At 69.6% G+C, this 25,571-nt stretch carries 23 protein-coding genes; 14 read left to right on the top strand and 9 right to left on the bottom strand.

Annotated elements, in window-relative coordinates; all coding sequences use genetic code 11:
* Positions 1-24 precede the first annotated feature (24 nt).
* Positions 25-1,200, top strand: coding sequence for a molecular chaperone DnaJ (gene dnaJ / locus ACOCEP_RS10055; protein WP_482337001.1), 1,176 nt, complete (start codon positions 25-27; stop codon positions 1,198-1,200).
* Positions 1,201-1,205: 5 nt separating this feature from the next.
* The gene (locus tag ACOCEP_RS10050) at positions 1,206-1,634 is read left to right on the top strand and encodes a heat shock protein transcriptional repressor HspR (protein ID WP_482339668.1); all 429 of its coding nucleotides are present in this window, start codon (positions 1,206-1,208) and stop codon (positions 1,632-1,634) included.
* A 207-nt stretch (positions 1,635-1,841) separates the two neighbouring features.
* On the opposite strand, the gene ACOCEP_RS10045 is transcribed toward ACOCEP_RS10050, so the two are convergent.
* From ACOCEP_RS10045 to ACOCEP_RS10030, 4 genes are all read right to left on the bottom strand, one after another.
* The gene (locus ACOCEP_RS10045; protein ID WP_482337000.1) at positions 1,842-2,438 is read right to left on the bottom strand and encodes a DUF305 domain-containing protein; all 597 of its coding nucleotides are present in this window, start codon (positions 2,436-2,438) and stop codon (positions 1,842-1,844) included.
* On the bottom strand, positions 2,435-3,172 hold the full coding sequence (locus tag ACOCEP_RS10040; RefSeq protein WP_482336999.1) for a lytic polysaccharide monooxygenase: 738 nt from the start codon (positions 3,170-3,172) through the stop codon (positions 2,435-2,437). Before ACOCEP_RS10040 ends, ACOCEP_RS10045 begins: the two co-directional genes overlap by 4 nt.
* A 160-nt stretch (positions 3,173-3,332) precedes the next feature.
* Entirely contained in the window at positions 3,333-4,433 is a 1,101-nt protein-coding gene (locus ACOCEP_RS10035) for a globin domain-containing protein (protein WP_482339667.1), read from the bottom strand.
* A 448-nt stretch (positions 4,434-4,881) separates the two neighbouring features.
* Positions 4,882-6,087 carry a globin domain-containing protein gene (locus ACOCEP_RS10030; protein WP_482336998.1) on the bottom strand — a complete coding sequence of 402 codons (1,206 nt, stop codon included), beginning with the start codon at positions 6,085-6,087 and terminating at the stop codon, positions 4,882-4,884.
* 270 nt (positions 6,088-6,357) lie between these two features.
* Here ACOCEP_RS10030 and ACOCEP_RS10025 point away from each other — a divergent pair, with 270 nt between their 5' ends.
* The 4 genes from ACOCEP_RS10025 to ACOCEP_RS10010 all read left to right on the top strand — a co-directional run bounded on the left by ACOCEP_RS10025 (position 6,358) and on the right by ACOCEP_RS10010 (position 11,837).
* The gene (locus ACOCEP_RS10025; protein ID WP_457959149.1) at positions 6,358-6,822 is read left to right on the top strand and encodes a MarR family winged helix-turn-helix transcriptional regulator; all 465 of its coding nucleotides are present in this window, start codon (positions 6,358-6,360) and stop codon (positions 6,820-6,822) included.
* A gap of 75 nt (positions 6,823-6,897) precedes the next feature.
* On the top strand, positions 6,898-8,082 hold the full coding sequence (locus tag ACOCEP_RS10020) for an MFS transporter (RefSeq protein WP_482336997.1): 1,185 nt from the start codon (positions 6,898-6,900) through the stop codon (positions 8,080-8,082).
* Positions 8,083-8,170: 88 nt separating this feature from the next.
* A complete protein-coding gene (gene clpB / locus ACOCEP_RS10015; RefSeq protein ID WP_482336996.1) occupies positions 8,171-10,768 on the top strand; it encodes an ATP-dependent chaperone ClpB in 2,598 nt (865 codons plus the stop codon).
* A gap of 358 nt (positions 10,769-11,126) precedes the next feature.
* Positions 11,127-11,837 (top strand): hypothetical protein, encoded by a 711-nt coding sequence (locus ACOCEP_RS10010; protein WP_482336995.1) that lies wholly within the window; start codon positions 11,127-11,129, stop codon positions 11,835-11,837.
* Between the two features lie 40 nt (positions 11,838-11,877).
* Here ACOCEP_RS10010 and ACOCEP_RS10005 read toward each other — a convergent pair whose 3' ends face one another.
* The gene (locus ACOCEP_RS10005) at positions 11,878-13,011 is read right to left on the bottom strand and encodes a hypothetical protein (RefSeq protein ID WP_482336994.1); all 1,134 of its coding nucleotides are present in this window, start codon (positions 13,009-13,011) and stop codon (positions 11,878-11,880) included.
* Positions 13,012-13,131: 120 nt separating this feature from the next.
* Between ACOCEP_RS10005 and ACOCEP_RS10000 the strand changes: the two genes are divergently transcribed.
* The 7 genes from ACOCEP_RS10000 to ACOCEP_RS09970 all read left to right on the top strand — a co-directional run bounded on the left by ACOCEP_RS10000 (position 13,132) and on the right by ACOCEP_RS09970 (position 19,582).
* The gene (locus ACOCEP_RS10000) at positions 13,132-13,899 is read left to right on the top strand and encodes an SDR family NAD(P)-dependent oxidoreductase (protein ID WP_482336993.1); all 768 of its coding nucleotides are present in this window, start codon (positions 13,132-13,134) and stop codon (positions 13,897-13,899) included.
* 47 nt (positions 13,900-13,946) lie between these two features.
* Complete coding sequence (locus ACOCEP_RS09995; protein WP_482336992.1) at positions 13,947-14,429, top strand: PepSY domain-containing protein; 483 nt, start codon at positions 13,947-13,949, stop codon at positions 14,427-14,429.
* Positions 14,430-14,500: 71 nt separating this feature from the next.
* A complete protein-coding gene (locus tag ACOCEP_RS09990) occupies positions 14,501-15,259 on the top strand; it encodes an ABC transporter ATP-binding protein (RefSeq protein ID WP_482336991.1) in 759 nt (252 codons plus the stop codon).
* On the top strand, positions 15,259-17,793 hold the full coding sequence (locus ACOCEP_RS09985; protein ID WP_482336990.1) for an FtsX-like permease family protein: 2,535 nt from the start codon (positions 15,259-15,261) through the stop codon (positions 17,791-17,793). The genes ACOCEP_RS09990 and ACOCEP_RS09985 overlap by 1 nt, the downstream gene beginning before the upstream one ends.
* A 46-nt stretch (positions 17,794-17,839) precedes the next feature.
* Positions 17,840-18,403, top strand: a complete 564-nt coding sequence (gene pyrE / locus ACOCEP_RS09980) for an orotate phosphoribosyltransferase (RefSeq protein ID WP_016338130.1) — start codon at positions 17,840-17,842, stop codon at positions 18,401-18,403.
* Between the two features lie 118 nt (positions 18,404-18,521).
* Positions 18,522-18,914 (top strand): DUF2784 domain-containing protein, encoded by a 393-nt coding sequence (locus ACOCEP_RS09975; protein WP_482336989.1) that lies wholly within the window; start codon positions 18,522-18,524, stop codon positions 18,912-18,914.
* A 14-nt stretch (positions 18,915-18,928) separates the two neighbouring features.
* Positions 18,929-19,582: a TrmH family RNA methyltransferase gene (locus ACOCEP_RS09970; RefSeq protein ID WP_482336988.1), complete on the top strand. Its 654-nt coding sequence runs from the start codon at positions 18,929-18,931 to the stop codon at positions 19,580-19,582.
* A 71-nt stretch (positions 19,583-19,653) separates the two neighbouring features.
* On the opposite strand, the gene ACOCEP_RS09965 is transcribed toward ACOCEP_RS09970, so the two are convergent.
* Positions 19,654-21,789, bottom strand: a complete 2,136-nt coding sequence (locus tag ACOCEP_RS09965) for a molybdopterin-dependent oxidoreductase (protein WP_482336987.1) — start codon at positions 21,787-21,789, stop codon at positions 19,654-19,656.
* Positions 21,790-21,862: 73 nt separating this feature from the next.
* Between ACOCEP_RS09965 and ACOCEP_RS09960 the strand changes: the two genes are divergently transcribed.
* A complete protein-coding gene (locus ACOCEP_RS09960) occupies positions 21,863-22,879 on the top strand; it encodes a glycoside hydrolase family 76 protein (RefSeq protein ID WP_482336986.1) in 1,017 nt (338 codons plus the stop codon).
* 102 nt (positions 22,880-22,981) lie between these two features.
* Here ACOCEP_RS09960 and ACOCEP_RS09955 read toward each other — a convergent pair whose 3' ends face one another.
* From ACOCEP_RS09955 to ACOCEP_RS09945, 3 genes are all read right to left on the bottom strand, one after another.
* Positions 22,982-23,515 (bottom strand): GNAT family N-acetyltransferase, encoded by a 534-nt coding sequence (locus tag ACOCEP_RS09955; protein WP_482336985.1) that lies wholly within the window; start codon positions 23,513-23,515, stop codon positions 22,982-22,984.
* Positions 23,516-23,562: 47 nt separating this feature from the next.
* Positions 23,563-24,432 carry a LacI family DNA-binding transcriptional regulator gene (locus ACOCEP_RS09950; protein ID WP_038521587.1) on the bottom strand — a complete coding sequence of 290 codons (870 nt, stop codon included), beginning with the start codon at positions 24,430-24,432 and terminating at the stop codon, positions 23,563-23,565.
* An 88-nt stretch (positions 24,433-24,520) separates the two neighbouring features.
* Positions 24,521-25,555 (bottom strand): LacI family DNA-binding transcriptional regulator, encoded by a 1,035-nt coding sequence (locus tag ACOCEP_RS09945; RefSeq protein ID WP_037334537.1) that lies wholly within the window; start codon positions 25,553-25,555, stop codon positions 24,521-24,523.
* Positions 25,556-25,571 lie beyond the last annotated feature (16 nt).

Here is a 25,571-nt window from a genome sequence, read left to right as displayed (position 1 = left end):
CGGCGTGAAAGGAGGAGACGTTCGGTGAGTGCACGGGAATGGATCGGTAAGGACTTCTACCGTGAGCTGGGCGTCTCCTCCGACGCCACCGCGGACGAGATCAAGAAGGCCTACCGCAAGCTGGCCAAGGAGAACCACCCCGACGCCAACGCGGGCAACGCGGAGGCCGAGAAGAAGTTCAAGGCGGTCTCCGAGGCGTACGGCGTTCTTTCCGACACGGCCAAGCGCAAGGAGTACGACGAGGCTCGCCGCCTCTTCGGCTCCGGCGGTCCCGGTGGCTTCGGCTTCCCGGGCGGCGGTGCCGGCGGCGGCGGTTTCGACGTCGGCGACATCTTCGGCCAGGCGGGGCAGCAGCAGGGCGGCTTCGGCGGCCTCGGCGACATCCTCGGTGGGCTGTTCGGCCGTCGTGGCGCCGCTGCCGGTGCCACGGCGAACCGGCCGCAACGCGGCTCGGACGTGGAGACCGACGTCCGGATCGACTTCGCCGAGGCGGTCAAGGGCGCGACCCTGCCGCTGCGGCTGTCGAGCCCGGCGACCTGTTCCACCTGCGGCGGAAACGGTGCGAAGCCGGGGACCTCCCCGAGGACGTGCGCGACCTGCCAGGGCAGCGGGCTGGTCAGCCGGAGCCAGGGCGCGTTCGCGTTCTCGGAGCCGTGCCGCGACTGCCGCGGCCGCGGCACGATCATCGACGACCCCTGCCCGGAATGCGCGGGCGAGGGCATCAGCACCCGCACCCGCACGCTGACCGTGCGGATCCCGCCGGGCGTCGCCGACGACCAGCGGATCCGGCTGGCGGGCCAGGGCGAACCGGGTCGTGGCGGCGCGCAGCCGGGCGATCTGTACGTCCGCGTGCACGTCGCCCCGCACGCGGTGTTCGGGCGCAAGGACCTCGACCTGACGATCACCGTGCCGGTGTCCTTCGCGGAACTGGCCCTCGGCGGCACGATCACCGTGCCGACGCTCGAGGGCAAGGTCTCGCTGAAGGTGCCGCAAGGCACGGCGAGCGGTCGCGTGCTTCGCGTGCGCGGCAAGGGGATCGCGAAACGTGACGGCTCGCAGGGCGATCTGCTGGTCACCCTGCAGGCGGCCATCCCGGCCAAATTGGACGACAAGGCCCGTGAAGCGCTGGAGGCCTACGCGGAGGCCATGGCCGGCCACGATCCGCGACCGGAGATCACCGAACTTCTCGAAGGCAGGTGAGCACGATGTTCGGCGGGCTGCCGCACGGTGCGGACGAGGACACCCCGGTGTTCGTCATTTCGGTGGCGGCGCAGCTTTCCGGCCTGCACGCGCAGACCCTGCGGTCCTACGACCGCCAGGGTCTCGTGTCGCCGGGCCGGACCTCCGGCGGCGGACGGCGTTACTCGATGCGGGACATCGCGTTGCTGCGCGAAGTGCAGCGGCTGTCCCAAGAGGACGGCGTCAACCTCGCCGGCATCAAGCGGATCATCGAGCTGGAGAACCAGGTCGACGCGCTCCGCGCGCGTATCGCCGAGCTGACCGAGGAGCTCACCGCGGCGTACGTCGCCGCCGAACAGACGGCCGCGGCCGTGCACGCCTCCTACCGCAAGGATCTCGTTCCCCTGCGGCAGCAGACCGCGCTCGTGGTCTGGAAGCCCAAAAAACGCAATTAGTCCTCTAAATGCGCCGGGCGCCCGCCCACGCGAGTACGTGAAGGCCCCCGTCATTGCGCTAGACGCAATGACGGGGGCCTTCACGTACTTGACGCGAGGATGACCCGCGGTGCTCCATGCCGCGAAAGCCACTTTCGGGACATCAGACGTCGCGAAAGTGGCTTTCGCGACACGACGACCAGCCCCGCATTCAGAGGACCAAATGCGTCACTGGCCGGGCACCAAGGTCCGGATCTGCTGGACCTCGCCGGTGCGCGAGTCCATGATCCGCTGGGCCAGCGCCTTCGCTTCGGGGTTCTTGCCGTCCTTCAGCTCGGTCCTCGCCAGCGCGACCCCGTTGTGCTGGTGCGCGACGAAGATGTCCGCGAAGTCGAGGCTGAACTCCGCACCATCCTTTTTGGACAGTGCTTCGAGGAGTCCCTTGTCGGTGAGCCCGTCGCCACCGTGGTGGTGATGCGCGTGCGGGTCCGCCGAACCCGTCTCGGGTTTGCCCCAGGCCTTCAGCCAGTTCCGCATGTCGGTGGTCTCGGTCTGCTGTGTCGCCTCGATGGCGGCCGCGAGATTCGTCAGCTCCTGCTTCTGCGCCTGCTTGGTCTTCACCAGCTTGACGATCTCCACGCCCTGGTCGTTGTGGGCGATCATCATCTGCAGGAACATCACGTCGGCGTCGTTGTACTGCGCGGACGCCGACGCCGATTGGGGGACCGGGGAGATCGGGGCGCCGGCGTTGGTCGGTGAGCCGTCGCCGGCCCCGCAGCCCGCGAGGGCCACGAGACCGGCGACGAGAACGAGGGCCAGCTTCACTGGCGCGTCCACAGCGCGGGGGTGTTCGGCGGCTCCCAGCCTTGGATCGCCGTATGCGCCATCTGGCACCGGTAGGTGGCGCCGCCGTAGGTCACCGTGCTGCCGACCGTGTAGGACGCCCCGGCCGCCCACGTTCCGCCGGCGGGCGGGTTGGTGGTGCTGGTCGGCGGGTTCGACGTCGTGGGCGGGTTGGTCGTGGTGGGCGGGTTGCCGCCACCGCCGATCTGCAGGTCGATGCAGCTGTAGAAGGCCATCGGCGTGTCCGCGATGTTCCAGATGGCGAGCACCTTCTGGCGGCCGCTGAAGCCGGCCAGGCTCACCGTGTGCGACGTCGGGTCCTTCGGCGCGGAGTTGTTCCCGCTGATGTCGGCGATCTTGGTGCCGCCGATGTAGTACTCGTAGTTCGTGGTCCGGTGGTAGGCGGTGAACTTCCAGTTGAAGGTCACGCTGTTGCCGACCGACGCGGCGGGCCACGGCTTCGATTCGTCGTTGAGCTCGGCGAATCCGGGAAGGCCGCCGTTGCAGCTGCGGAGCCCCTTCGGGCCTTCGACGCTCTGGGGTTCGTAGACGATCGCGCCGCAGCCGGAAACCTTGCCCTGGGCGCAGTTCGCCTGGCGGCTGGGCGGGGACAGCACGTAGCCGTGGGCGCTGGCCACCTGGGGGATGGCGACGATGGCGATCGGGGCGAGGATCGCACCGGCGGCGGCTGCCACGAGCTTGCGTTTGACGGTCATGCCGGCTCCTGGGGGATGGAACGACGGTGTTCCCGTGAGGGGGAGCAATGTGGTCTAGACCATAAATCCGCCGGTGACCGCGGTCAATGATTCACTGACCTACTGCTGCGTCGAGCCCAGGTGGAACAGCCGATCGGCCTAATACGAACGGCGTGCCGGCTCAGTCCAGGGTGAAGGGGTCGTACTTGATCCGTGCCAGATCCGTGCCGGCGGCGAGCAGTTTCGCGATCGTCGCCCGGATCATCGACGGCGACCCGCAGACGTACACGTCGCGGTCCTTCCACGCGCCGCGCTGGGTGACCGCCGTGGCCAGCGTGCCGCGGTCGCCGCCGGCGATGGTGCCTTCCTCGGTCACCGGGGTCACCGTCAGCCAAGGGCAGGTGACGGTCAGCCCGCGAAGCTCGTCGAGGGCGTAGAGGTCTTCCGGGCGGCGGCCGCCGAAGAACAGATGCACCGGCGGGTTGTTCTTCCAGCGCGACATGTCGTCGAGCAGGGCGAGCAGCGGTGAGACGCCGGTGCCGCCGCCGATCATCAGCAGCGGACGGCTTTCCGTGTGGTGCACCGAAAGCGCGCCGAGCGACGGGCCGAGCCGCCAGACGTCGCCGGACCGGGTGTGGTGGACGATCGCGCGGGAGACCCAGCCGCCGCGTACGGCGTGCACGTGGAACTCGATCGTCCCGTCGTCGTGCGGCGCGGTGGCGGGCGAGAAGTACCGCCACATCCGCGGCCGCTGCGGGACTTCGACACTGACGTAACCGCCTGCCCGGTACGGGAGCGGCTGATCGGTGCGCACCTTGATCACGGCGACGTCGCGGGTGGCGAGCCGGTGCTCGACGACGGTCGCCTTCCACCACGCCGGCCCGATCTCCTTGCCCGCGGCCTCGCGCATGTTCTTCGCGATGACGCCGTACGCGGTGACCCAGGCGTCTTCCAGCTCCGGTGTCCAGCCGTCCTTCAGGAACCGTTTCAACGCGGCGATGAGCGCGACACCGACGGCGTCGTAATGACGGCCGAGGACGTCGAACTTCCGGTGGTCCCGGCCGAGCTGGGCGAGGAAGGTGGCCAGTTCGTCGGGCCGGTCCACCATCTGGACGACGTAGACGAGTGCGCGCAGCAAACGATTTCGCTGGGTGGCCATGTTGATCGGGAACAACGCCCTGGCGTCCGGCGAAACGGAGAAGAGGACGCCGTAGAAGTACTGGGACAACTCCTCGGCCTTCGTTTCGACGGCGGCGAAACTCTCCCTGATGAGCTTGGCCATCTCGACGGTCTTGTCCGTCGACGGCGTTTCGATCAAGGGCGGGACGGGAATCGGTGAAGATCTCGACGGGCTCGGTGGATGCTCGTATTTCACTGTTTCGGCAGTCATGGGTGAACGATTTTCTCCAGTTGGATCGGGCATATTCTCCAGACCCGATGTCATCGTGCTCGTTTCCCCCGCGGGTTCCCGACTGTATGCCCGAACGTCGCGAAAGGATCCAAGAATGGTTGTTTCCCGCTCGAACGGAGCAAACGATATACGCGCCGTCAACCCCGTCTGGCACTAAGTAAAGGTGATCAAGCAGGCGGGATTTCCCTTGCTCACCAGTGTTTTTCGCCACGATGGACGGAAAGCGTGATCCGCCGATCGGGTGGGTTTTTCTCCGTGGTCACCTGGTCCACGTAACGGTATGCCGCCGGTGACTGATCACCATTGCAGAATCGAATTGCTAGTCGATGGTGAAGGGGTCGTACGCGATCTGGTCCAGCGCGCTGCCCGCGACCAGCATCCGGGACACCGTCGCGCGGATCATCGCGGGCGAACCGGAGACGAGGATCCGGTGGCCCGGCCAGGATCCTTGCTGGGTAACGGCTTCCGCGAGCGTGCCCTGCACGCAGCCCGGGGCCTCTTCGCCGCGTTCGACCACCGGGGTCACGGTGAGCCACGGGTTCGTGGCCGCCAGGGCGCGCAACTCGTCGAGGTCGTAAAGGTCCTCACGCGACGGTCCGCCGTAGAACAACTGGACCTTCGGGTTCTCGCCCCACTGCGCGAGGTCGTCCAGGATCGCGCGCAGCGGCGCGACGCCGGTACCGCCGGCGATCATCAGGACGTCGCGGCCGTCGTTCCGGTCGACCGAAAGCCTGCCGAGCGGCGGCCCCAGCCGCCAGACGTCGCCGGGCTGCGTGTGGCTGACGATGGCGCGCGACACCCAGCCGCCGTCCACGGCGCGCACGTGGAACTCGATGCCGCCGTCCTCGCGCGGCGCGTTCGCCGGCGACAGATAACGCCAGAGCCGCGGCCGCTGCGGTACTTCGACGCTCATGTACTGGCCGGGCTGGTACGGAACCGGGAATTCGGGCTGGACGCGGACCAGGGCGAGATCCCAGGTGAGCCGCCGGTGTTCGAGCACGGTGGCCGACCACGACGCCGGGTTGACGTCGGCCGCGGCGGCCTCCTGCATCGCGCGGGCGACGATGGTGAACGCCTCCGCCCAGGCCCGTTCGACCTCGGGTGTCCAGTCCGGACCGAGATGGTTCTTGAGCGAGGCGAGCAGCGCGGTGCCGACGGCCTCGTAGTGCCGCGGGATGACACCGAACTTGCGGTGGTCGCGGCCGAGCTGGGTCAGGAACGGGACGAGATCGTCCGGTCGGTCGACCATCTGCACGATGTGGACCAGCGCGCGGACCAGCCTGCCGCGCTGGACCTCCATGTTGATCGGGAAGAAGTCACGCGTCGCCGGCGCGAGGGTGAACAGCATCCCGTAGAAGAACTGGGAGATCTCCGGGATGAAGGGCTCCGACTTCGCCCAGGTGTCCCGGATGAGCCGCACCATCGCGGTGACCGCGGGCGGGGCTTCGCGCGGCGCCGAGGACCGCGGGACCGGGCTGACCGCGTCGGCCGTCACGGGCTGGGAGTCGCTGATCGGGTAGCGCATGCCGGAAGACGGTTCCCCAGATTCACGAACGAGGGACCACTGGAGAAGAATTCACGGATCATTCACCTCTCCGGTCAGTGGCTGTCGGGCCGGTCGGCTCTTTCCGGCTCGTTCGCGAGACTAGCCGCCGAGAGCCCTTTTGCCCGCATCGTTGCTCCGGACGGGTGTACTCGAAACCGGTCGGCAGTGGGCGATCTCACGAGGTAAATAGTTGTCTTACGCAAGTGTCGCCGAATAAAGTTGTACTGTACAAGTAGCCGGGAGGGACCGATGAGCTCCGCGGACGACGCCAGGGTCGAGCTGATGCGTGAGCTGAAGGCCGCCTCGCAGCTGCAGCACGCCTGGATAATGCAGGCCTGGCAGGACGACCCCGGCCTGCACCCGGCGGCCGCGATGCTGCTGTCGGATCTGGCGAAGCACGGCGAGGCGCGCCCTTCGGAATTGGCCAAACGACGTTTCGTGGACCTTTCGGTCATCAGCCGTCAAATCTCCCAGCTGTCCGCGGCGGGCATGGTGGACCGCCGTCCCGCCCCCGAGGACGGCCGCGCGTCGATCATCAGCGTCTCCGAGCGCGGGCGCGCGGAACTGGGCCGCAGGCGGGCCGGATACCTGGAGTTCATGGAGCGCGCGCTCGGTGACTGGGACGACGAAAAGGTCCTCGAGCTGACCACGCGGCTGGCGGAGATGAACACCGACGTCCGCGCGGCCCTGTCCGTCCGGACCTGCGACGTTTGACGTCGGCCGTTCCTACCCGCCGGTCTTGACTGAACGGACCTTTCGTAGCGCCGTGACGCCGGTAGCGTCGTATCGGTGCGTAACCGGGTCGCGTTGCTGGTCGCCTTGGGAATCGACAACTTCGGCTCGGGACTGTTCCTCCCGCTCGGGCTGGTCTTCGTCATTCGTGTGGTGGGTCTGCCCCTCGCCCAGGCGGGGGCCGCGGTCACTCTCGGTGCGTTCGCCGGTCTGCTCGTCCCCGCCATCGCCGGTCGTCTCGTCGATCTGATCGGCCCGCGGACGGTGATGATCTGCTCCCATGTCCTGCAGGCCGCCGGAGTCGGCGCTTTCCTGCTGGCCGACGGGTTCGCCGGTGTCGTCGGCGCGTCCGTCATGCTCGCGGCGGGGCAGCAGTTCTTCTACAGCTCGCAGTTCTCGCTCATCGCCGACGTGGCGGGCGAAGGGCCGAAGGACCGGCCGTTCGCCGAAGCGGCGATGGTGCGCTCCGCGGGCTTCGGGTTGGGTGGGCTCGCCGCGGCCGGGCTGCTGGTGTGGATCGGGCGCGAGGGACTGTACGTCGCCGTGATGGTCGACGTCGCGACCTTCGTCATCGCCGCGGCCATCCTGTCGACACTGGTCACCCCCGCCCCGCGGCACCTGCCGCGCCGCTCGGGCCCCGCGCGGGTTTGGCGGAACCGCCCGTACCTGGCGCTCATCGTGTTCAGCGGGCTGTTCGCGCTCACGATGGACTTCTTCCTCATCGGAATGCCGGTGTACGTCTTCAACGCCTTGCACGGCCCTCGGTGGCTTCCCGGCGCGATCATCGCGCTGCTCACCGTCGTCACCAGTCTGGGTGGAGTCGTCGGGCTGCGGCTCACCCGGAGGCTGACCCGGATCGCCGCCATGCGCGCGGGCTCGGCGTTGTTCGCGGTGTGGTGCCTGGCGTGCCTCGTGGTGGTGTTCGTGCCGAAGGTCTTCCAGCCGGTTTACCTGCTCGGGGCGACCCTCGTGCTGGCCGCGGGCGATCTCGCGTTCGGCCCGCGTTCCGGGGCGCTGGCCGAAGCCGCGGCGCCGCCGGAGGCGCGAGGCCGGTATCTGGCGGCGTTCCAGTACGCGTTCACCCTCGCCGCGGTGATCGCTCCGGCCGTCGTGGCGTTGTTCTCCGTGGCAGTCTGGATCCCGTGGGTGCTCGTGGCCGCGTGCGCCTGTACGGCGGTCGTCGGCCTCGGCCGGGTGGGTCCGCTTCTGCCCGCGGAGGCCGTCTCCCCGACCGGGAGCTGAAACTTTTCGGAGTTGAGTGGAACAGACTCAACTTTCCTGACGTTGTACCTGTCGACAGAGCTTTGCAAGACCTAGTACGAGGTGAGGGATGGACGCTTTCAACCCGACCACGAAGACCCAGCAGGCGATCTCGTCGGCGGCACAGGCGGCCACGATGGCGGGGAACCCGCACGTGGCGGCCGCGCACCTGCTCGGCGCCCTGCTGGCGCAGGGTGAGGGGCTCACCGCACCGCTGCTGACCGCGGTCGGGGCCGATCCGGCGCAGGTGCACAAGGAGCTGGAGCCGCTGATCGCGGCGCTGCCGTCGGCGACGGGCGCCACCGTGTCGAGCCCGCAGTTCGACACGAACGCCGTCAAGGCGCTGACGCACGCGCAGAAGCTCGCGACCGAGCTCGGCGACGAATACGTCTCGACGGAGCACCTCCTCGTCGGCCTCGCCACCGAAGGCGGGCCAGTGGCCGAGCTGCTCAAACGGCACGGCGCCACCCCGGACGCGCTTCGCGAGGCGTTCGCCAAGGTGCGCGGCTCCGCGCGGATCACCAGCGCGGATCCCGAAAGCACGTTCAAGGCGCTGGAGAAGTACGGCGTCGACCTGACCGAACGCGCCCGCGCCGGCGAGCTGGACCCGGTGATCGGCCGCGACACCGAGATCCGCCGCGTGGTGCAGGTGCTCTCGCGCCGTACCAAGAACAACCCGGTGCTGATCGGCGAACCCGGCGTCGGCAAGACGGCCATCGTCGAAGGGCTCGCCCAGCGCATCGTCGCCGGTGACGTGCCGGAGTCGCTGCGCGGGAAGCGCGTGGTGGCGCTGGACCTCGGCTCGATGGTCGCGGGTGCCAAGTTCCGCGGTGAGTTCGAGGAGCGGCTGAAGGCCGTGCTCAAGGAGATCACCGACTCCGCGGGCGAGGTCGTCACGTTCATCGACGAGCTGCACACCATCGTCGGCGCCGGCGCGACCGGTGAGGGAGCGATGGACGCGGGCAACATGATCAAGCCGATGCTCGCCCGCGGCGAGCTGCGGATGGTCGGCGCGACCACGCTGGACGAATACCGCCAGCACATCGAGAAGGACGCCGCGCTGGAGCGGCGGTTCCAGCAGGTGCTGGTCGGCGAACCGTCCCCTGAGGACACCATCGCCATCCTGCGCGGGCTCAAGGAGCGGTACGAGGTGCACCACGGTGTGCGCATCACCGACGCCGCGCTGGTCGCCGCCGCGACGCTGTCCGACCGCTACATCACCGCCCGGTTCCTGCCGGACAAGGCGATCGACCTGGTCGACGAAGCCGCGTCGAAGCTCCGCATGGAGATCGACTCGCGGCCCGTCGAGATCGACGAGGTCGAGCGCGCCGTGCGGCGGATGGAGATCGAGGAGATGGCGTTGTCCAAAGAGGACGATGCCGCGTCCAAGGAGCGTCTCGCCGCGCTGCGCTCGGAACTGGCCGAAAAGCGGGAAACGCTGACCGCGCTGACCGCGCGCTGGCAGAACGAGAAGGGCTCGATCGAACGCGTCCGCGAGCTCAAGGAGCAGCTGGAGCAGCTGCGCGGCGAGTCCGAACGCGCCGAACGCGACGGCGACCTCGGCAAGGCCGCCGAACTCCGCTACGGCCGGATTCCCGCGCTGGAGAAGGAGTTCCAGGCCGCGACCGAGGCGAACGAGGTCAGCCAGCAGAACGTCATGCTCAAGGAAGAGGTCAGCGCGGACGACGTCGCCGACGTGGTCAGCGCGTGGACCGGCATCCCGGCCGGGCGGCTGCTGGAAGGCGAGACGGGCAAGCTGCTCCGGATGGAGGAGGAGCTCGGCAAGCGGGTCGTCGGGCAGAAGGAGGCCGTGCAGGTCGTCTCGGACGCGGTGCGCCGCACCAGGGCGGGCGTCGCGGACCCCGACCGGCCGACCGGTTCGTTCCTGTTCCTCGGCCCGACCGGTGTCGGCAAGACCGAGCTGGCGAAGGCGCTGGCCGAGTTCCTGTTCGACGACGAACGCGCGATGCTGCGGATCGACATGAGCGAGTACGCCGAGAAGCACTCGGTGGCGCGCCTGGTCGGGGCGCCTCCGGGTTACGTCGGCTACGACCAGGGCGGCCAGCTGACCGAGTCGGTGCGCAGGCGGCCGTATTCGGTGGTGCTGCTGGACGAGGTCGAGAAGGCGCACCCGGACGTGTTCGACGTGCTCCTGCAGGTGCTCGACGACGGACGCCTCACCGACGGCCAGGGCCGCACGGTCGACTTCCGCAACACGATCCTGGTGCTGACGTCGAACCTCGGCTCGCAGGCCATCGCCGACCCGTCGCTCGACGAGCGGCAGCGCAACGACGCGGTGATGGCGGTCGTGCAGCGGCAGTTCAAACCGGAGTTCCTGAACCGGTTGGACGACATCGTGGTCTTCCACGCGCTGGGCACCGACGAGCTGACGTCCATTGTGGACATCCAGATCGAGCGGCTCGCGACGCGCCTTTCGCGGCGCCGCCTGACGTTGGAGGTCACCGACGGGGCCCGCGAGTGGCTCGCGCTGAACGGTTTCGACCCGATCTACGGCGCACGGCCGCTGCGGCGGCTGGTGCAGTCGGCGATCGGCGACAAGCTGGCGAAACAGCTGCTGGCCGGTGAGATCCGGGACGGCGACACGGTCCGGGTCGACATCCCGGCCCAGGAGGCGTCGGAGTCCCTGACGGTCACGCGGGTGGACTGAGACGCGCCCCTTCACGCCGCCGCCTCACTTGCTCGCTTGAAGTACATGAAGGCCCCCTTCATTGCGCCTGGCGCAATGAAGGGGGCCTTCATGTACTTGGGGAAGGTGTTTCCTGGGCTGAGCCGAGGATGGGGACTGCTGGTTCAGGTGGCGATCTCTCACGGACCACGATCAGCCGCTGCCAATGTCCAGTAGCTACTCGAGGCCCCCTTCGCCCTCAAGGATCTTGGCGACACAGCGATTTGTCGACCTTTCCCCGCGTCTTTCGTGGTCTTTCCCGGGCGCGGCACCGAAAGGGGTGCGCGACACGACGCCCGGCGGTCACATCCGGTGAGGGCAGGGGGATACCCTGACCGGCGTGGGTATTCCGGCGTGGATCTGGTTCGTCATCGCCGCCGTCGCCTTGGTGGCGGGGCTGGCGCTGCTCGCGGCCGACCGGGCGAAGGAGGGCTCGCGCAATCGCGAGCGCATGCGCTGGGCCGAGCTGCGCGGCTGGCAGTTCGTCGAGGAGGACGAACGGTTGCCGCGGCAGTGGTCCAACGGCGCGATCGGCTACTTCGGTGCCCAGCTGGCGGTCAACGTCGTCGCCGGCTCCACTTTCACCTCCGACGGACGGCGCCCGGTCTTCATCTTCGACATCGAGACCGAGGGCCAGATCCCGGCGGTCGTGGTCGCCGTGCGCTGCAACCGCGTGCACGAGGTGCCGCTGGAGATGTGGCTGTCCAGCGTGCCGTTCCAGCGCCAGGACATGCCTGAGATGCTCGGCCCGATCGGTCAGCGCTACGCCTTCGCGGACGACTCCGAGGGCGCTCGCAAGGTGATCACGCAGGATCTCGTCGACGCGGCCGACTCGCTCGGCGGCGACGTCGGCGTGGCGTGGCTGGAGAACGAGTGGGTGCTGGCGAGCGTCGCCCCGAACGCCGGGCCGTCGCGGCTCGAGCGGCTGCTGCGCGACCTCGGCGAGATCGCCGACATCGTGGACCCGTTCGACGAGGAGTACGACAACGCCCCGACCCCGGGCCGTCACTGGCAGGCCGAGGCCGCCGAGGACATCGAGCCCGGAAATTAGTCAGCCTGGCCTTTGAGGGTGGCGGTGGGACGGGTCCGGCTCAAGCCGGTTCGAGCTCCAGCGGAAGCGCCCCGGCGATGAAGCCGGTGTGCGCCGGCTGACCGAGCAGGGTCAGATCGAGCGTCCCGGACTGGGTCAGCCGCCCCGCCTGAGCCGGGTCGGCGGTGGGCAGGACCCCGCGCACGGTCGACGTCGAGGTGCCGCGGGCGGACGCGACCTCACCGATGCCGAGGTCGCCGCTGATCGTGTGCGAACCGGATCCGGTGAGCCCGGCGCCGTGCTGCGCCAGATTCACGTCCTGACCCGTGGTGACCAGGCCGGTCGACGGGCCGATGGTGCCGCCGAGAGCGTGCTCCTGGCCGTAACCCGCGCCCGAGCCGACGTCGAGCGGCAGGAGACCGCTGAACCGGCCGTTGCCGTGCTGCGCCGAGGTCGACCCGATGGCGGCGAGTTCGCCGACGTCGACCCCGTGCCCGGAAGCCCGCCCCGCCTCCAGCACACCGCCGAGGTCGCCGGAGAAACCGCCGTCGAGCCGGAGAGCGCGATCGAGGGTGCCGCCGGTGTGCTGTTCCGTCTCGTTGATGACGCCGACCCCGGGCAGCGGGCGAACGGCGTGATAGGTCCCCTCGGCCACGCGAAGGGCGCGGCTGTCCTCGGACGCGAAGGTGGGGACGCCGGTGCGCGGGTCGAGCGCGACCTCGGTCAGGCGTGCGCCGGTCCGGTCGAGTTCGGTCTCGTTCCCGGCGACGACGCTGCCGTAGCGGTCGACCTTCACGGCTTCCCGCTGGCCCTGCTTGACGGCCTCGGACGTCTTCGTCGCGGCCAGCGCGCCGACCTTGTCCGGACCGGCCGTGACCCGGTCGCGGGTCTCGATGGCCTGGTCCACCGAGCGGCGGACGTCCGCGACGGCCTTCGCGTCGCCGACGTCCTTGCTGAAGACGTTCCGTTCGGTGTTGGTCAAGAAGCCGCGAAAGACGGTCGTGTCGTCTTCGCTGGTGAAGCCGACTCCGCGATCGAGGCTGCCTTCGCGCTGGTGATCGAGAGGAAGCGGGATCGACGGATCGGTCTGGGTGGCGAGCGCGGTGGCCGGACCGGCGAGCAACAGCGCCAGCGGCGCCGCGCCGACCGCGACTTTGGGCAGGTAGCTCGGCTTTCGCCTGCTGTGCTTCCCCATGGGGCCGGACGATACTTCCCGACTTCGGCGGTTGCACGTCAAATCCCCACCGTGGGTGACCCCCACGCCTGCCTCAGCCGAGCGTGTCCCCGGAACCCGACCGAGGAGTAGGTTCCCGATATGACACAGACCGCCCTGATCACCGGCGCCACCGCGGGTATCGGCGCGCAGTTCGCGCGCAGGCTCGCCGACGAGGGGTACGACCTCGTGCTCGTCGCCCGCGACGTCGACCGGCTGGAGGGCTTCGCCGCGGAACTGGTCGAGGCGCACGGCGTCGACGTGGTGGTCCTGCCCGCCGATCTGTCCGAAGTGGATGGACGGTCGCTGGTCGAGGAACGCCTGGCCGAAGCGCCGGTGGACCTGCTGGTGAACAACGCGGGCTTCGGCCTCAACGGCGATTTCTGGACCATCCCGCCGGACGCGCTGCAGCGTCAGCTGGACGTCAACGTCACCGCCGTGCTGCGGCTGACCCGCGCGGCGCTGCCGGGGATGATCGACCGCGGCGAGGGCGCGATCGTCAATGTCAGCTCGGTCGCCGGCTTCTTCAGCGGCCGCGGTTCGACGTACACGGCCAGCAAGAACTGGGTCACCTCGTTCACCGAGGGCATCGCCGCCTCGCTGCCGGGGAACATCCGCATGATGGCGCTCTGTCCCGGGTTCACCACCACCGAGTTCCACGAGCGGGCGGGGCTGGAGAAGCCCGGCCCGAAGGCGTTCTGGCTCGGCGTCGAACAGGTCGTGGACGAGGCGCTCGCGGATCTGCGCCGCGGCAAGGTGATCTCGGTGCCGAGCCTGCAGTACAAGGTGCTCGTCGCGGTCGGCGGGCTGCTGCCGAGGGCGGTGCTGCGGAAGCTCGGCGGAGGTTTCGGCGGCAAGGGCCGGACCTGATCGTCGCCGGAGGATTCGAGCCCGTGCCGGGCGGGTACGCGTGGATCATGAAGTCGTCACTTCTTGTCATCGCGGGAGTGCTGGCGCTGGCCGCGTGTTCCACCGAACCGCCGCCCGCCCCGGCGGCACCGGGGCAGGTCGAAGCCCAGCCGGTGAAGGCGATGCGAACGGCGGCGGGCGCCTTGCCCGACGGGCGGGTGTTCGACGTGGAGCCCGCGAACGACGGGTGGGAGATCAAGGTCGCGTCACACGGGCAGGAACACAAGTTGCGTGTGAGCGCGGACGGCGGTCAGATCCTCGGCAAGCAGCAGACCGCGAAGCCGAGCGACGATCTGGCGAAGGTCGGACAGGCGGGGGTCGACGCGGTCGCGGCGCTCCAGGCCGCGCAGCAACGCCAGCCGGGCGCGCTCGACGAGATGGAGGTCGACTACGCCGCCGACGGCACCCTCGTCTGGGAGGTCGGGCTCCGCGACGGCAAGGGGATCGAGCACGACGTCGACATCGACGCCCGCACCGGCGCGGTGAGGTAGGGCGCGCCCTACCAAGGAGACGCACGCTCGCCCCAGGGCGCTTCCGACCTGGGATTCCTAGTGTTTTCCCCATGAACTCTGGGTGGAACGGTGACGCGGTCCGGCTCGACGGCGTCCGCAAGGAATACGGCAAGGGCGTCGTCGCTCTGGACGGGGTGACGCTGGCGTTCCCGCGCGGTGGTTTCACCGCGGTGATGGGCCCGTCGGGGTCGGGCAAGAGCACCTTCCTGCACTGCGCGGCCGGGCTCGACCGGCCGACGTCGGGATCTGTCGTGCTCGACGGGCAGGAGCTGGCCGGGATGAGCGAGACGAAGCTGACGAAGCTGCGCCGCGATCGGGTCGGCTTCATCTTCCAGGCCTTCAACCTGCTTCCGGCGCTGACCGTCGAACAGAACGTCACGCTCCCGCAGCAGCTCGCCGGAGCCAAGCCGGACCGCCGGGTGGTCGAGGAGATGCTCGGCCGCGTCGGGCTTTCCGGCCGTCGCAAGCACCTGCCCGGCGAACTTTCCGGCGGGCAGGCACAGCGGGTCGCGATCGCGCGGGCGCTGGTCACCCGGCCGGCGGTGGTCTTCGCCGACGAGCCGACCGGCGCGCTCGACACCCGCACCGCCGCCGAAGTCCTCGCGCTGCTGCGCGACTCGGTCCGCAGCACCGGCCAGACGGTGATCATGGTGACCCACGACCCGATGGCCGCCTCCTACGCGGACCGCGTCATCTTCCTCGCCGACGGCCGGATCGCGGACGAGCTGCACGCGCCGACGGCGGACGTCGTCGCCGAACGCATGACCCACCTGGGTGCCTGGGGCAGCCCGATGCGGGCGGGTGCGTGATGCTGCGGCTCGCCTTCCGGACCTTGCGCCTGCGCAAGGGCGGCTTCATCGGCACCTTCATCGCCGTCTTCTTCGGCGCGCTGATCGTCGCCTCCTGCGGTGGTCTCATGGAGACCGGGATCCGAAGCAACGCGGAGCCGCAGCGGCTCGCGGCGGCCCCGATCCTCGTCACCGGTGGCCAGACCTTCGCCCTGCCCAAGGAGGATCCGGCCTCCCTCGAAGCCGACGACAAGCGCAAGTTCGAAGACGCGCGGCTCCCCGAACGCGTCCGGCTCGACAACGGGCTGGTCTCCCGGCTGCGGTCCGTTCCCGGCGTCTCGAACGTCGTCGGTGAAGTGAGCTTCCCGCTCGCGGCGGGTGGCGAGCCCGGCCTCGGTCACGCTTGGGACTCCGCCGTCCTGACCCCGTATTCGCTGGTCGCGGGGGCTGCGCCCGCCGCGGGCGAGGTGGTCGTCGAGTCCACGTCGGGAGCCAAGCCCGGTGACCTCGTCGAGGTCGCCGCACGCGGCAAGACCGAAACGTTCCGCGTCGCGGGTGTGGCCGGTGCGCCGCGTTCGATCACGCGGGCCGCCGTGTTCTTCTCCGCCGCCGACGCCGCCCGGCTTTCCGGGCACCCCGGCAAGGCCGACGTCATCGGTGTCTTCACCGATCTTGGCGCGGACGTCGAAGCGGTGCAGGCGAAGGTCGCCGAGGTCGCGACCGGGGCGAACGTCCTCACCGGCATCGACCGCGGTGTCGCGGAATTCCCCGAAGCCGACTCGAGCGGCTCCAACCTGATCGTCATCGCCGCGGTGTCCGGCGGGCTCTCGGTGATGGTCGCGATGTTCGTCGTCGCCAGCACGCTGAGCCTGTCCACTCAGCAGCGTTCGCGCGAACTCGCGTTGATGCGGGCGATCGGAACGACCCCGCGCCAGCTGCGGCGCATGGTGCTCGGCGAAGCGCTGGCCGTCGGCCTGCTCGCCACCGGGCTCGCCGCGCTACTGGGACCGATCCTCGGCGAGTGGCTGTTCGGGCAGCTCGTCGAGAACGGTGTGGTGCCCTCGGTTCTGCGGTTCTACCAGGGCTGGCTGCCCGCCGTCGTCGGCGCGGGCGCCGCGATGCTCGCGGTGTTCATCGCCGCCTTCTTCGCGGGCCGTCGGGCCGGGAAGATCCGGCCGACCGAGGCGCTCGCCGAAGCCGCGGTGACCCGGCGCTGGCTGACCCCGACGCGCGTCATCGTCGCCGTGCTCTGCTTCGGCGGCGGCACCGCGCTGGCGATCGTGACCGTCGCGGTGATGACCGGTCCGATCGCGGCCAGCACCGCCGGACCCGCGGTGATCCTCTGGGCGCTCGGCGTCGCGATGATCACCCCCGGGGTCGCCAAGGTGATGACGGCGATCCTGCAGTGGCCGATGCGCCTGCTCGGCGGCATCGACGCCCGGCTCGCCGTGCTCAACACCCGGGCGGGCATCGTCCGGGCGGCGGGCGCGGTCACTCCGATCATGCTCGCCGTCGGGATCGCGACCGCGAACATCTACCTGCAGACCACCCAGCAGGAGCTGGCGAACCAGGCCTTCACCGAAGACGTCCGCGCCGACGCCGTGATCGCCTCGGCGGCCGGCGGGCTGTCCCCGGACCTCGTCCAGCGGATCCAGGCAGTGCCCGGTGTCGCCGGCGCGTCCGAGTACGTCACCAGCAGCGTGTTCCTCGAGAACCCGTACGACTCCTCCGACGAGGGGCGCCCGGCGGTCGGCCTCACGGCTTCCGGCGCGAGCGCGACGACCGATACCAAGGTGGTCCAAGGCGACCTGAAGGCGCTGACCGGCAACACCATCGCGCTCCCCGAGGTCTTCGCGAAGGACTTCGGCCGCGGCGTCGGCGACACCGTGGGCCTGAGGCTCGGGGACGGCACCCCGGTCGACGTCGAGGTCGTCGCGGTGACCAGCCAGCGCCCGGGGTTCGAGAGCCTGCTGCTCCCGGCAGGTCTCCTCGCGCCGCACACCACCGCCGGGCTCGCGCCGCAGATGCTGGTCCGCGCCGCTGGAGACGTCGATCCGGCGGTGCTCACCGAGCGGCTCCGCGAGGCGACCGCCGGACTGCCGGTGTCCGTCGGTGACCGGGCGGCGCTCGTCGCGGCGCACGACAAGGACCAGGCCGTCGGCGCGTGGGTGAACTACCTGCTGGTCGGGATGATCATCGCGTACACGGTGATTTCGGTCGCGAACACGCTCGTGATGGCGACCGTCCGGCGGCGCCGCGAGTTCGGCCTCCAGCGGCTCACCGGCTCGACCCGGGCCCAGGTGCTGCGGATGGCCGGGTTCGAAGGCGGGCTCGTCGCGCTGGTCGGGATCGTGCTCGGCACCGTCGTCGCGGCGGGTTCGATCGTCCCGTTCTGCCTGGTGGCGGCCGATTCCCTGCTGCCGATGGGCTCTCCGCTGATCTACCTGACCATCATCGGGCTCGCCGCGGCGCTCGCGCTGGCGGCGACCCTGGTCCCGGCCTGGGCGGCGACCCGCGGCCAGGCCGTCGACGCGGCGACGGCGGGCAATGACTAGAGCTACCGTCGACGGACCCGGCGGGCCGTGTGTAAGACTCTCGGCCGTGGCGTACCCCGGTGTTGATCAAGCGGCGAAACTCGAACTGGCGAGACTGGTCGGCGAACTCGCCGTCGTGCACGGCAAGGTGACCTTGTCCTCGGGCAAGGAAGCCGACTACTACATCGACCTCCGGCGGGCGACGCTGCATCACGCGGCCGCCCCGCTCATCGGGAAGCTGCTTCGCCAGCTCACGCACGACTGGGACTACGTCGCCGCCGGCGGCCTGACCCTCGGCGCGGACCCGGTGGCGCTGGCGATGCTGCACTCCGCGGCGACCGACGGTGTCGTGCTCGACGCGTTCGTCGTCCGGAAGGCCGTCAAGGAACACGGCATGCAGCGCCGGATCGAAGGCGTCGAGGTGCTGGGGCAGCGGGTGCTGGCCGTCGAGGACACCTCGACCACCGGCGGCAGCGTGCTCACCGCCGTCGAGGCGCTGCGCGAGGCCGGAGCGAACGTGGTCGGCGTCGCGACCGTCGTCGACAGGGACACCGGAGCGCGCGAGGCCATCGAGAAGGAAGGCCTCGAATACCGTTACATTCTGAACAAGGACGATCTCGGTCTGTCCTGAGTAAAGCCTCCCGAACGGGGCATCCTCTGTGCGAACGGAGGATGCCCCGTTTTTTCGTGAGCGTTTCTCCATACGAGAGGGGTAACGTCGCAGGTAGGGGTGTGAAAGGGGGCTTGACGTGGCGGGTTTCCTGGCGAACGTGACAGTCGCGGTGCATATTTTCGCGCTGGTGTTCATCGGTTTCGGTGGTTTCCTCGCGTGGCGGTGGCCGAAGGTGATCTTCGTGCATGTGTTCTTCGCCGCATGGGGTGTCCTCGTCAACGTGTTCCCTTGGCCGTGCCCGCTGACGGCCGCCGAGAACTACTTCCGGCACCAGCAGGGCCTCGGCGACCTGCCCGGCGGGTTCAACGCGTATTACCTCTACGACACGGTGTTCCCGCGCTCGTCGCTGCCGGTCGTCGTCGTGATCGCGATGGCGACGGTGATCATCTCCTACGTCGGCGCGTACCAGCGCTGGCGTCACCGCCACCACGACGGGGACGCACCGGCGCACCGCGTCAGCATGGGCTGAGTGACAATCACCGGGTGAGTCTCGAAGAGGTCGGCCCCACGGAGTGGGTGGCGAAGGAAGAGGTCGGCGTCGGTCCGTGGGAGGGCGAGTGGCCCTCGGACGAGCGCTACGACCCGGAGCTCCTGGCCAACGGTGACCGCCGCAACGTCGTCGACCCGTACCGCTACTGGCGGCGCGAGGCCATCGTGTCCGATGTGGACAGTCGTCGGCATCCGTTCCACGTGGCGATCGAGAACTTCCAGCACGACCACAACATCGGCACCGTGGTCCGGACGGCGAACGCCTTCGCCGCCGCCGCGGTGCACATCGTCGGACGGCGGCGCTGGAACCGGCGTGGTGCCATGGTGACCGACCGCTACCAGCATCTTCTCCACCATGAGGACGTCGACGGCCTGCTGACCTTCGCCAAGACGGAAGGGCTCGCCGTGGTCGCCGTCGACAACACGCCCGGTTCGCAGCCCGTCGAGACCGCCGAGCTGCCGCGCGAGTGTGTCCTGCTGTTCGGCCAGGAAGGACCGGGCCTGTCGGCCGAGGCGCAGAAGACGGCGTCGCTGGTCGTCTCGATCGCGCAGTTCGGCACGACCCGCTCGATCAACGCCGGCGTCGCCGCCGGGATCGTCATGCACGCCTGGGTCCGGCAGCACGCCGACCTCTCCCAAGCCTGGTGACCCCCCGCGTTTCGTCCTCTAATTGCGGTCCTTGCGCGTGCAACTACCGCATTTAGAGGACTAAACGCGGGCTAGACGGGGGCCACCTCCACGGGGATCCCGTTCAGCACGGCGTTCCCCGACGGGACGTCGAGCAGGGTTTCGTCGGCGACCAGGTTCGAGTTGACCCCGGCGTGCGCCTTGGCGACCTTCGTCCGCGTTCCGTCGAGGTCGTGACCCCAGCCGTGCGGCATGCTCACCACACCGGGCCGGACGTCGGCCGTGACCTCCACCGGTACTTCGAGCTTCCCCGCCCGCGACGTCACCGCCGCGAGCCCGCCGTCGGTCAGCCCGAGCCGGGCCGCGTCGTCCGGGTGCACCTGGACGGTGCACCGGTTCCCGCCGCGCACCAGCGGCGTCAGATTGTGCATCCACGAGTTGTTGGAGCTCAGGTGCCGCCGTCCGATCAGCAGCAGGCCGTCGTCCGGCGCCTTGTCCAGCTCCGCGCGCAGCCTCGGCACATCCTTCGTGATCGCTTCCGGCGCCAGTTCGACCTTCCCGCTCGCCGTGGAAAGCGCCTCCGGCAGCCGTGGCTTCAGCGCCCCGAGGTCGATGCCGTGCGGGGCGGCTTCGAGGTCGGCCAGGCTCAGCCCGTACGGCCCGCCGCGCAGCATCAGGTCGATCATCCGCTCCGGCCCCGTGCGGCCTTCGGCGAGCGCCAGGCCGACCCCGGTGCGCCGCGCCGTTTCGCCGGCGACCATCGTGTCGAACGCGGCGACGTCGACGTCCGGCCCCTGGCCGGCGGCGATCCCGGCAAGCCGCAGCAGGGTCACCCATTCCTGCGGCATCTCGGTGTCCAGCGCCTGCGGCGTCCAGTTCGCGACGTCGCGGACGGCGAGCGCGTACAACGCGACGTCGTAGTGCGGCCGCTCCAGCGGTGACGGCCCGGGCAGGATGACGTCGGCGTGCCGCGTGGTCTCGTTGAGGTACACGTCGAGCGAGACCATGAAATCCAGCTGCCGCAACGCTTCCGTGAGCCGCGCGGAGTTGGGCGTGCTCAGCGCGGGGTTGCCGCTGATGGTCACCAGGGCCCGCACCTGGCCTTCGCCGGGCGTCTCGATCTCGTCCGCGAGCGTGGCCACCGGCAGCTCGCCGAGTACCTCGGGATACCCGCGCACCCGGCTCGTCCAGCGGCCGCTGGTGAACGGCGAGGACCGGCGCGGCCGCCAGAGCGCGGGCAGCGGGAACATCACGCCGCCTTCGCGATCGAGGTTGCCGGTCAGTGTGTTGACGACGTCGACCAGCCAGCTCGCGATGGTGCCGAACGACTGCGTCGTCGTCCCCATCCGGCCGTACACCGCGGCGCGTCCGGCGTCCGCGAGTTCGAGCGCGATCCGGCGGATCTCGGCGGCGTCGATCCCGGTCGCGGGAGCGACCGCTTCCGGTGTGAAGGGCTCCGCGAGCACGCGAACCTCGTCGACACCGGTCACGTGCTCTCCCGGGGTGACCCGGTTCTCCGCGAACAGGACGTTGACCAGCGCGAACAGGAACAACGCGTCGGTGCCCGGCCGGATCGCGTGGTGCTCGTCGGCGAGCTGCGCGGTCCGGGTGCGGCGCGGATCGAGGACGACGATCTTGCCGCCGCGGCGCTGAATCCCCCGCAGCCTCCCGCGGGTGTCCGGGGCGGTCATCAGGCTCCCGTTGGACACCAACGGGTTCGCGCCCAGGATGAGCAGATGCTCGGTGCGGTCCAGGTCGGCTACGGGAATGGCCTGCGGGTCGCCGAAGAGGTAGCCGGAGGAGAAGTGCTTCGGCATCTGGTCGACCGTGGTCGCGGTGTAGAAGTTCCTGGTGCCCAAGGCTTTGAAGAACACGCGGCCGTAGAGCACCAGCGCGGCGTTGTGCACCGTCGGGTTGCCGGAGTAGACGGCGACGGCGTTCTTGCCGTGCTCGTCGATGATCGGCCGGAGCCGCCGGTCGATCTCGGCGAACGCCTCGTCCCAGGTGACCTCGACGAACTCGCCGTCGCGTTTCACCAGCGGTGCGGTGAGCCTGTCCGGGTCATGGTGCAGCGCGCCGAGCGATGCACCCTTCGGGCAGATGTAACCCTGCGAGAAGACGTCCTCGCGGTCGCCCTGTACGCGGGTGACCAGGCTCTTCTCGTCGATCGTCACCTCCAGCCCACAGGTGGCTTCGCAGAGCGGGCAGGTCACATGCGCCGTGGTCATGAAGCACCTCGCGGGTTCGGGAGTGCCCCCAACATACTGAGCGGTATGTCGGCGGGCAAGGGATGATGGCGCGATGACTGCTCTCGCCGACCGGGCCGCGATCGCCGAGCGCGCGATCCGCGGCCGGCATCTGCGCCGCGTGTGGGGGCTGCCCGGGACCGTGCTCGGCCGGAGCGGCTGGCCGCCGTCGGTGGGGCAGCGCGTCCACTGGCACTGGAACTACTGGTGGCAGGCGCATCTGCTGGACACCCTCGTCGACGCCCAGTCGCGAGACCCCTCACCGGATCGGCTGAAGCTGATCGACCGGTTCGTGGTGTCCGTGCGGCTGCGCAACTTCGGCAAGTGGATCAACGACTACTACGACGACATCGCCTGGCTCGGCCTCGCGCTGCAACGCGTCGGACATCTCGGGCTGGACGTCCGCGGTGGGCTGGAGGCGATCAGCTCGCGGCTGCGCGAAGGCTGGACCGACGACGCGGGCGGCGGGATCTGGTGGCGCGTCGGCGACGACTTCAAGAACGCGCCCGCGAACGGCCCGGCCGCGATCTTCCACGCCCGCGAAGGCGCCGCCGAACACGCGCGCGGGTTGACCGGCTGGATGACCGAGCGGCTCGTCGACCCGGATTCCGGGCTGGTGTGGGATGGCCTGCGAGTCGGCAGCGGTGAACTCGTCAAGCATATTTTCACGTACTGCCAAGGGGTTTACCTCGGCGCCTGCCTCGAACTGTCCGAAATGGACAGAGTGGAGCGGACGATCCGCGCGGTCGCGGAACACGTCGCGCCGAACGGGGTGATCCGGGGGCAGGAAGGCGGCGACGGCGGCCTGTTCGCCGGGATACTCGCCCGGTACCTGGCGCTCGCCGCGCCGCTGGTGCCGAGCGGGATCGCGCGCGACCTGGTCATCCGGTCGGCTGACGCCTGCTGGGCCGGTGCCACCGAGACGCCGCACGGGCCGCTTTTCAGCGCTGACTGGGCGACTCCGGCCCCTTCGCTGCCGCTCGCCGCCGACGCCCCCGAACGCGACCTGTCCGTCCAGGTGAGCGCGTGGATGCTGCTCGAGGCCGCCGCCACCCTGGAACACCGCATTTAGTCCTCTAAATGCGGCTCAGGGGCGACGGCGGGACGTTGCGAAAGCCACTTTCGCAACGCTCAAGGTTGCGAAAGTGGCTTTCGCAACGTCAGGGAACGCGCGTCACCAGACGTCGCCCGCCCGCCAGTCGCAGGTGATCTCCCCGTCCAGATCCAGCGTGACCCCCACCGGCAGCACATGGATCGACCCGTCGTCCTCCTTCGTCGCCTCGATACCCGTAGGCGTCATGGCCGACGAAGTCCCGCGCCACAGCAGCCAGCCCCGCGACGCGTAGAACTCCAGCGCCTCATCGGACGCCGAAAGCGCCCCGAGGTCGTACGCCTTCCGCAGGACCCGCTCCAGCGCGTCCATCATCGCGTCGCCGTGGCCGCGCCGCCGGTGGTCCGACCGGACGGCGACCGCCTCGATATAACCCGTGCGGAGGACCCGTCCGTCGTGCACGAGCCGCCGTTGGACCAACGACGCGTGCCCGATCAGCTCGCCGCTCTCCCACACCAGCGTGTGCATGCCGCCGAGGGCGTTTTCCCAGTCGTGATCGCTGAAATCGCCGTCGAAAGCGTCGTCCAGCAGAGCGCGTGCCGCCCTCAGCACGCCTGCTTCGAGGTCGGCGGTGTGCACGGTCCACAGGTCGGTCATTCCGCCATCATCACCCGGCGGGGGGCTTCTCACCAGCGAGTTGTGATTCAGCAGCCGCAGGACTGCCGGTGGATGAAGCGCGGTGCGAGCCGTACGGATTCGGGTCGTCGCTCAGGGTCGGTGATCCGGGCCAGCAGGAGTTCGACGGCCTTGCGCCCGATCTCCTCGATCGGCTGCGCCATCGTGGTGACCGCCGGGGTCACCTGCCCGGCCCACTCCATGTCGCCGTAGCCGACGATCGCCAGATCGCGCCCGATGCGGATGCCGAGCCGGTGCGCCTCGTACTGGACACCGATCATCATCGCCTCGCTCGCCACCACGAGCGCGGTCGGCGACGGCCAGCTGTCGAGCAGTTTCGCGGTCGCGGCCGCCGCTCCGCCGGGCGTCGACCGCCCGCACGCCACCAGCTGCGACGTCCACCGCAGGCCGGAGCGGCCGAGCCCGAGCCGGTAGCCCAGGGCCCGCTCCTCGTAGGTGGTCACGTCCTCTTCGCCGGAGATGAAGCCGATCTTGCGGTGCCGCAACCCGGCGAGGTGCCGCACGAGCGCGCATACGGCCTGAATGTTCTCGGAGCCGACCTGGTCGACGTCGTTGCGCCCGGCCATCCGGTCGACGAGCACGGTCGGCACGCCCATCCGGACCAGTCCGTTGATCACCGCTTCGTCGCCGGCCGCTGGGACGAGCAGGACACCGTCGACGCGGTCCGCCCGCAGCGCGCGGATGACCGCGGCTTCTTCGGCGACGCTGTCGCCGGTGTCGGCGAGGGTGATCTCGCAGCCGTGACGGCGTGCGGCGCGGCGGATGGCGCGGACCAGTTCACCCGAATACGGGTTCGCGTGCATCGCCATGGCCACCCCGAACCGGTGGGTGACAGGGGTGTCCTCCCACAGGGGTAACGCCGGGGACAGTGCGGTCATCGCTCCACGCCTTCATTCGAGCTTGAATGACGGTAACGGCTGACGGAGCGTCACTCGGCGGCGAGACCGGAAAGTCTCCCAACAATCATCAATGTGAGTGAACGAGAGCGCATCCGCAGGACGCGCGATGGCGGAGCGTAGGCGGAATCCGCATCGTCTGGGCCTTGCGTGCCGGATCGTTGATGCGGGCCAGCAACAGGCGCACCGCCTGTGTGCCTATCTCCTCGATCGGCTGGGCCATCGTGGTCAGCGGAGGATCCACCAGATCGGCCCATTCGACGTCGTCGTAGACCACCACCGGTAGGTCGACTCCCGCGCGCAGGCCACGCCGCCGCAACTCGTGCAGCACCCCGACCATCATGGTGTCGTTGGCGACCACGAGCGCCGTCGGCGGCTCCGGCAGCGCGAGCAGCGTGCTCAGCGCGAGGGCGCCACCGGCCTGTGAAGACTGCCCGCACGCGACCAGGTCCTCCGACCAGGTCAAACCCGAGCGTCCGAGCCCCAGCCGGTAGCCGAGGATCCGCTCCTCGCTGGTGCTCAGCCCGGCCGTGCCGCTGATCATGCCGATCCGCTGGTGCCCGAGCGACGCCAGATGCGCGGTCAGCGCGGACGTCGATTGGATGTTCTCCGCGCCGACCTGGTCGACGTCGGTGCGTGTCGAGAGCCGGTCGATGAGCACGGTCGGGACGTCGAGCGAGACGAGTTCGCCGATCACCGAACCGTCGCCGGGAGAGGGCGTGATCAGCAGCCCGTCGACCCGGCGCGAACGCAGCGTCCGCACGGTCTCACGCTCGGTGTCGACGGTGTCGTGCGTGTCCGCGAGCAAGACCGTGTACCCGGCCAGCGCGGCTTCGCGCTCGATCGCCTGGATCAGGACGGCGAAGTACGGGTTCGCGATGAGGGAGATCGCGACGCCGATCGACCTCGTCCCGCCGGTGACCAGCGAGCGGGCGATGGCGTCACCGGTGTAGCCCGTCTGCTCGATCGCGCGCAGCACCGCCAGCTTGGTGTCCTCGGCCACCGCCCTCGTCCCGTTGACCACGTGGGACACGGTGGTGATGGAGACTCCCGCCAGCTCGGCGATGTCGCGTTGGGTGGGGCGGGACGAGCGAGACGGCGGCATTACCAATCCTCGGGGA

Source organism: Amycolatopsis sp. CA-211722, assembly GCF_056828465.1.
Note: the sequence above shows the minus strand (reverse complement) of the source record. Positions and strands in the feature narration are given on the sequence as shown.

Excerpts from the sequence above, each read along its gene's own strand:
- ACOCEP_RS10035 (WP_482339667.1), bottom strand. The coding sequence starts at position 4,433 with ATGGCCAAGCTCATCAGGGAGAGTTTCGCCGCCGTCGAAACGAAGGCC.
- ACOCEP_RS09945 (WP_037334537.1), bottom strand. The coding sequence starts at position 25,555 with ATGCCGCCGTCTCGCTCGTCCCGCCCCACCCAACGCGACATCGCCGAG.
- ACOCEP_RS10025 (WP_457959149.1), top strand. The coding sequence starts at position 6,358 with ATGAGCTCCGCGGACGACGCCAGGGTCGAGCTGATGCGTGAGCTGAAG.
- ACOCEP_RS09950 (WP_038521587.1), bottom strand. The coding sequence starts at position 24,432 with ATGACCGCACTGTCCCCGGCGTTACCCCTGTGGGAGGACACCCCTGTC.
- ACOCEP_RS09995 (WP_482336992.1), top strand. The coding sequence starts at position 13,947 with ATGAAGTCGTCACTTCTTGTCATCGCGGGAGTGCTGGCGCTGGCCGCG.
- clpB (WP_482336996.1), top strand. The coding sequence starts at position 8,171 with ATGGACGCTTTCAACCCGACCACGAAGACCCAGCAGGCGATCTCGTCG.
- ACOCEP_RS10000 (WP_482336993.1), top strand. The coding sequence starts at position 13,132 with ATGACACAGACCGCCCTGATCACCGGCGCCACCGCGGGTATCGGCGCG.
- ACOCEP_RS09990 (WP_482336991.1), top strand. The coding sequence starts at position 14,501 with ATGAACTCTGGGTGGAACGGTGACGCGGTCCGGCTCGACGGCGTCCGC.
- ACOCEP_RS10050 (WP_482339668.1), top strand. The coding sequence starts at position 1,206 with ATGTTCGGCGGGCTGCCGCACGGTGCGGACGAGGACACCCCGGTGTTC.
- ACOCEP_RS10040 (WP_482336999.1), bottom strand. The coding sequence starts at position 3,172 with ATGACCGTCAAACGCAAGCTCGTGGCAGCCGCCGCCGGTGCGATCCTC.
- ACOCEP_RS09965 (WP_482336987.1), bottom strand. The coding sequence starts at position 21,789 with ATGACCACGGCGCATGTGACCTGCCCGCTCTGCGAAGCCACCTGTGGG.
- ACOCEP_RS09985 (WP_482336990.1), top strand. The coding sequence starts at position 15,259 with ATGCTGCGGCTCGCCTTCCGGACCTTGCGCCTGCGCAAGGGCGGCTTC.
- ACOCEP_RS10030 (WP_482336998.1), bottom strand. The coding sequence starts at position 6,087 with ATGCGCTACCCGATCAGCGACTCCCAGCCCGTGACGGCCGACGCGGTC.
- ACOCEP_RS09955 (WP_482336985.1), bottom strand. The coding sequence starts at position 23,515 with ATGACCGACCTGTGGACCGTGCACACCGCCGACCTCGAAGCAGGCGTG.
- ACOCEP_RS09960 (WP_482336986.1), top strand. The coding sequence starts at position 21,863 with ATGACTGCTCTCGCCGACCGGGCCGCGATCGCCGAGCGCGCGATCCGC.
- ACOCEP_RS10005 (WP_482336994.1), bottom strand. The coding sequence starts at position 13,011 with ATGGGGAAGCACAGCAGGCGAAAGCCGAGCTACCTGCCCAAAGTCGCG.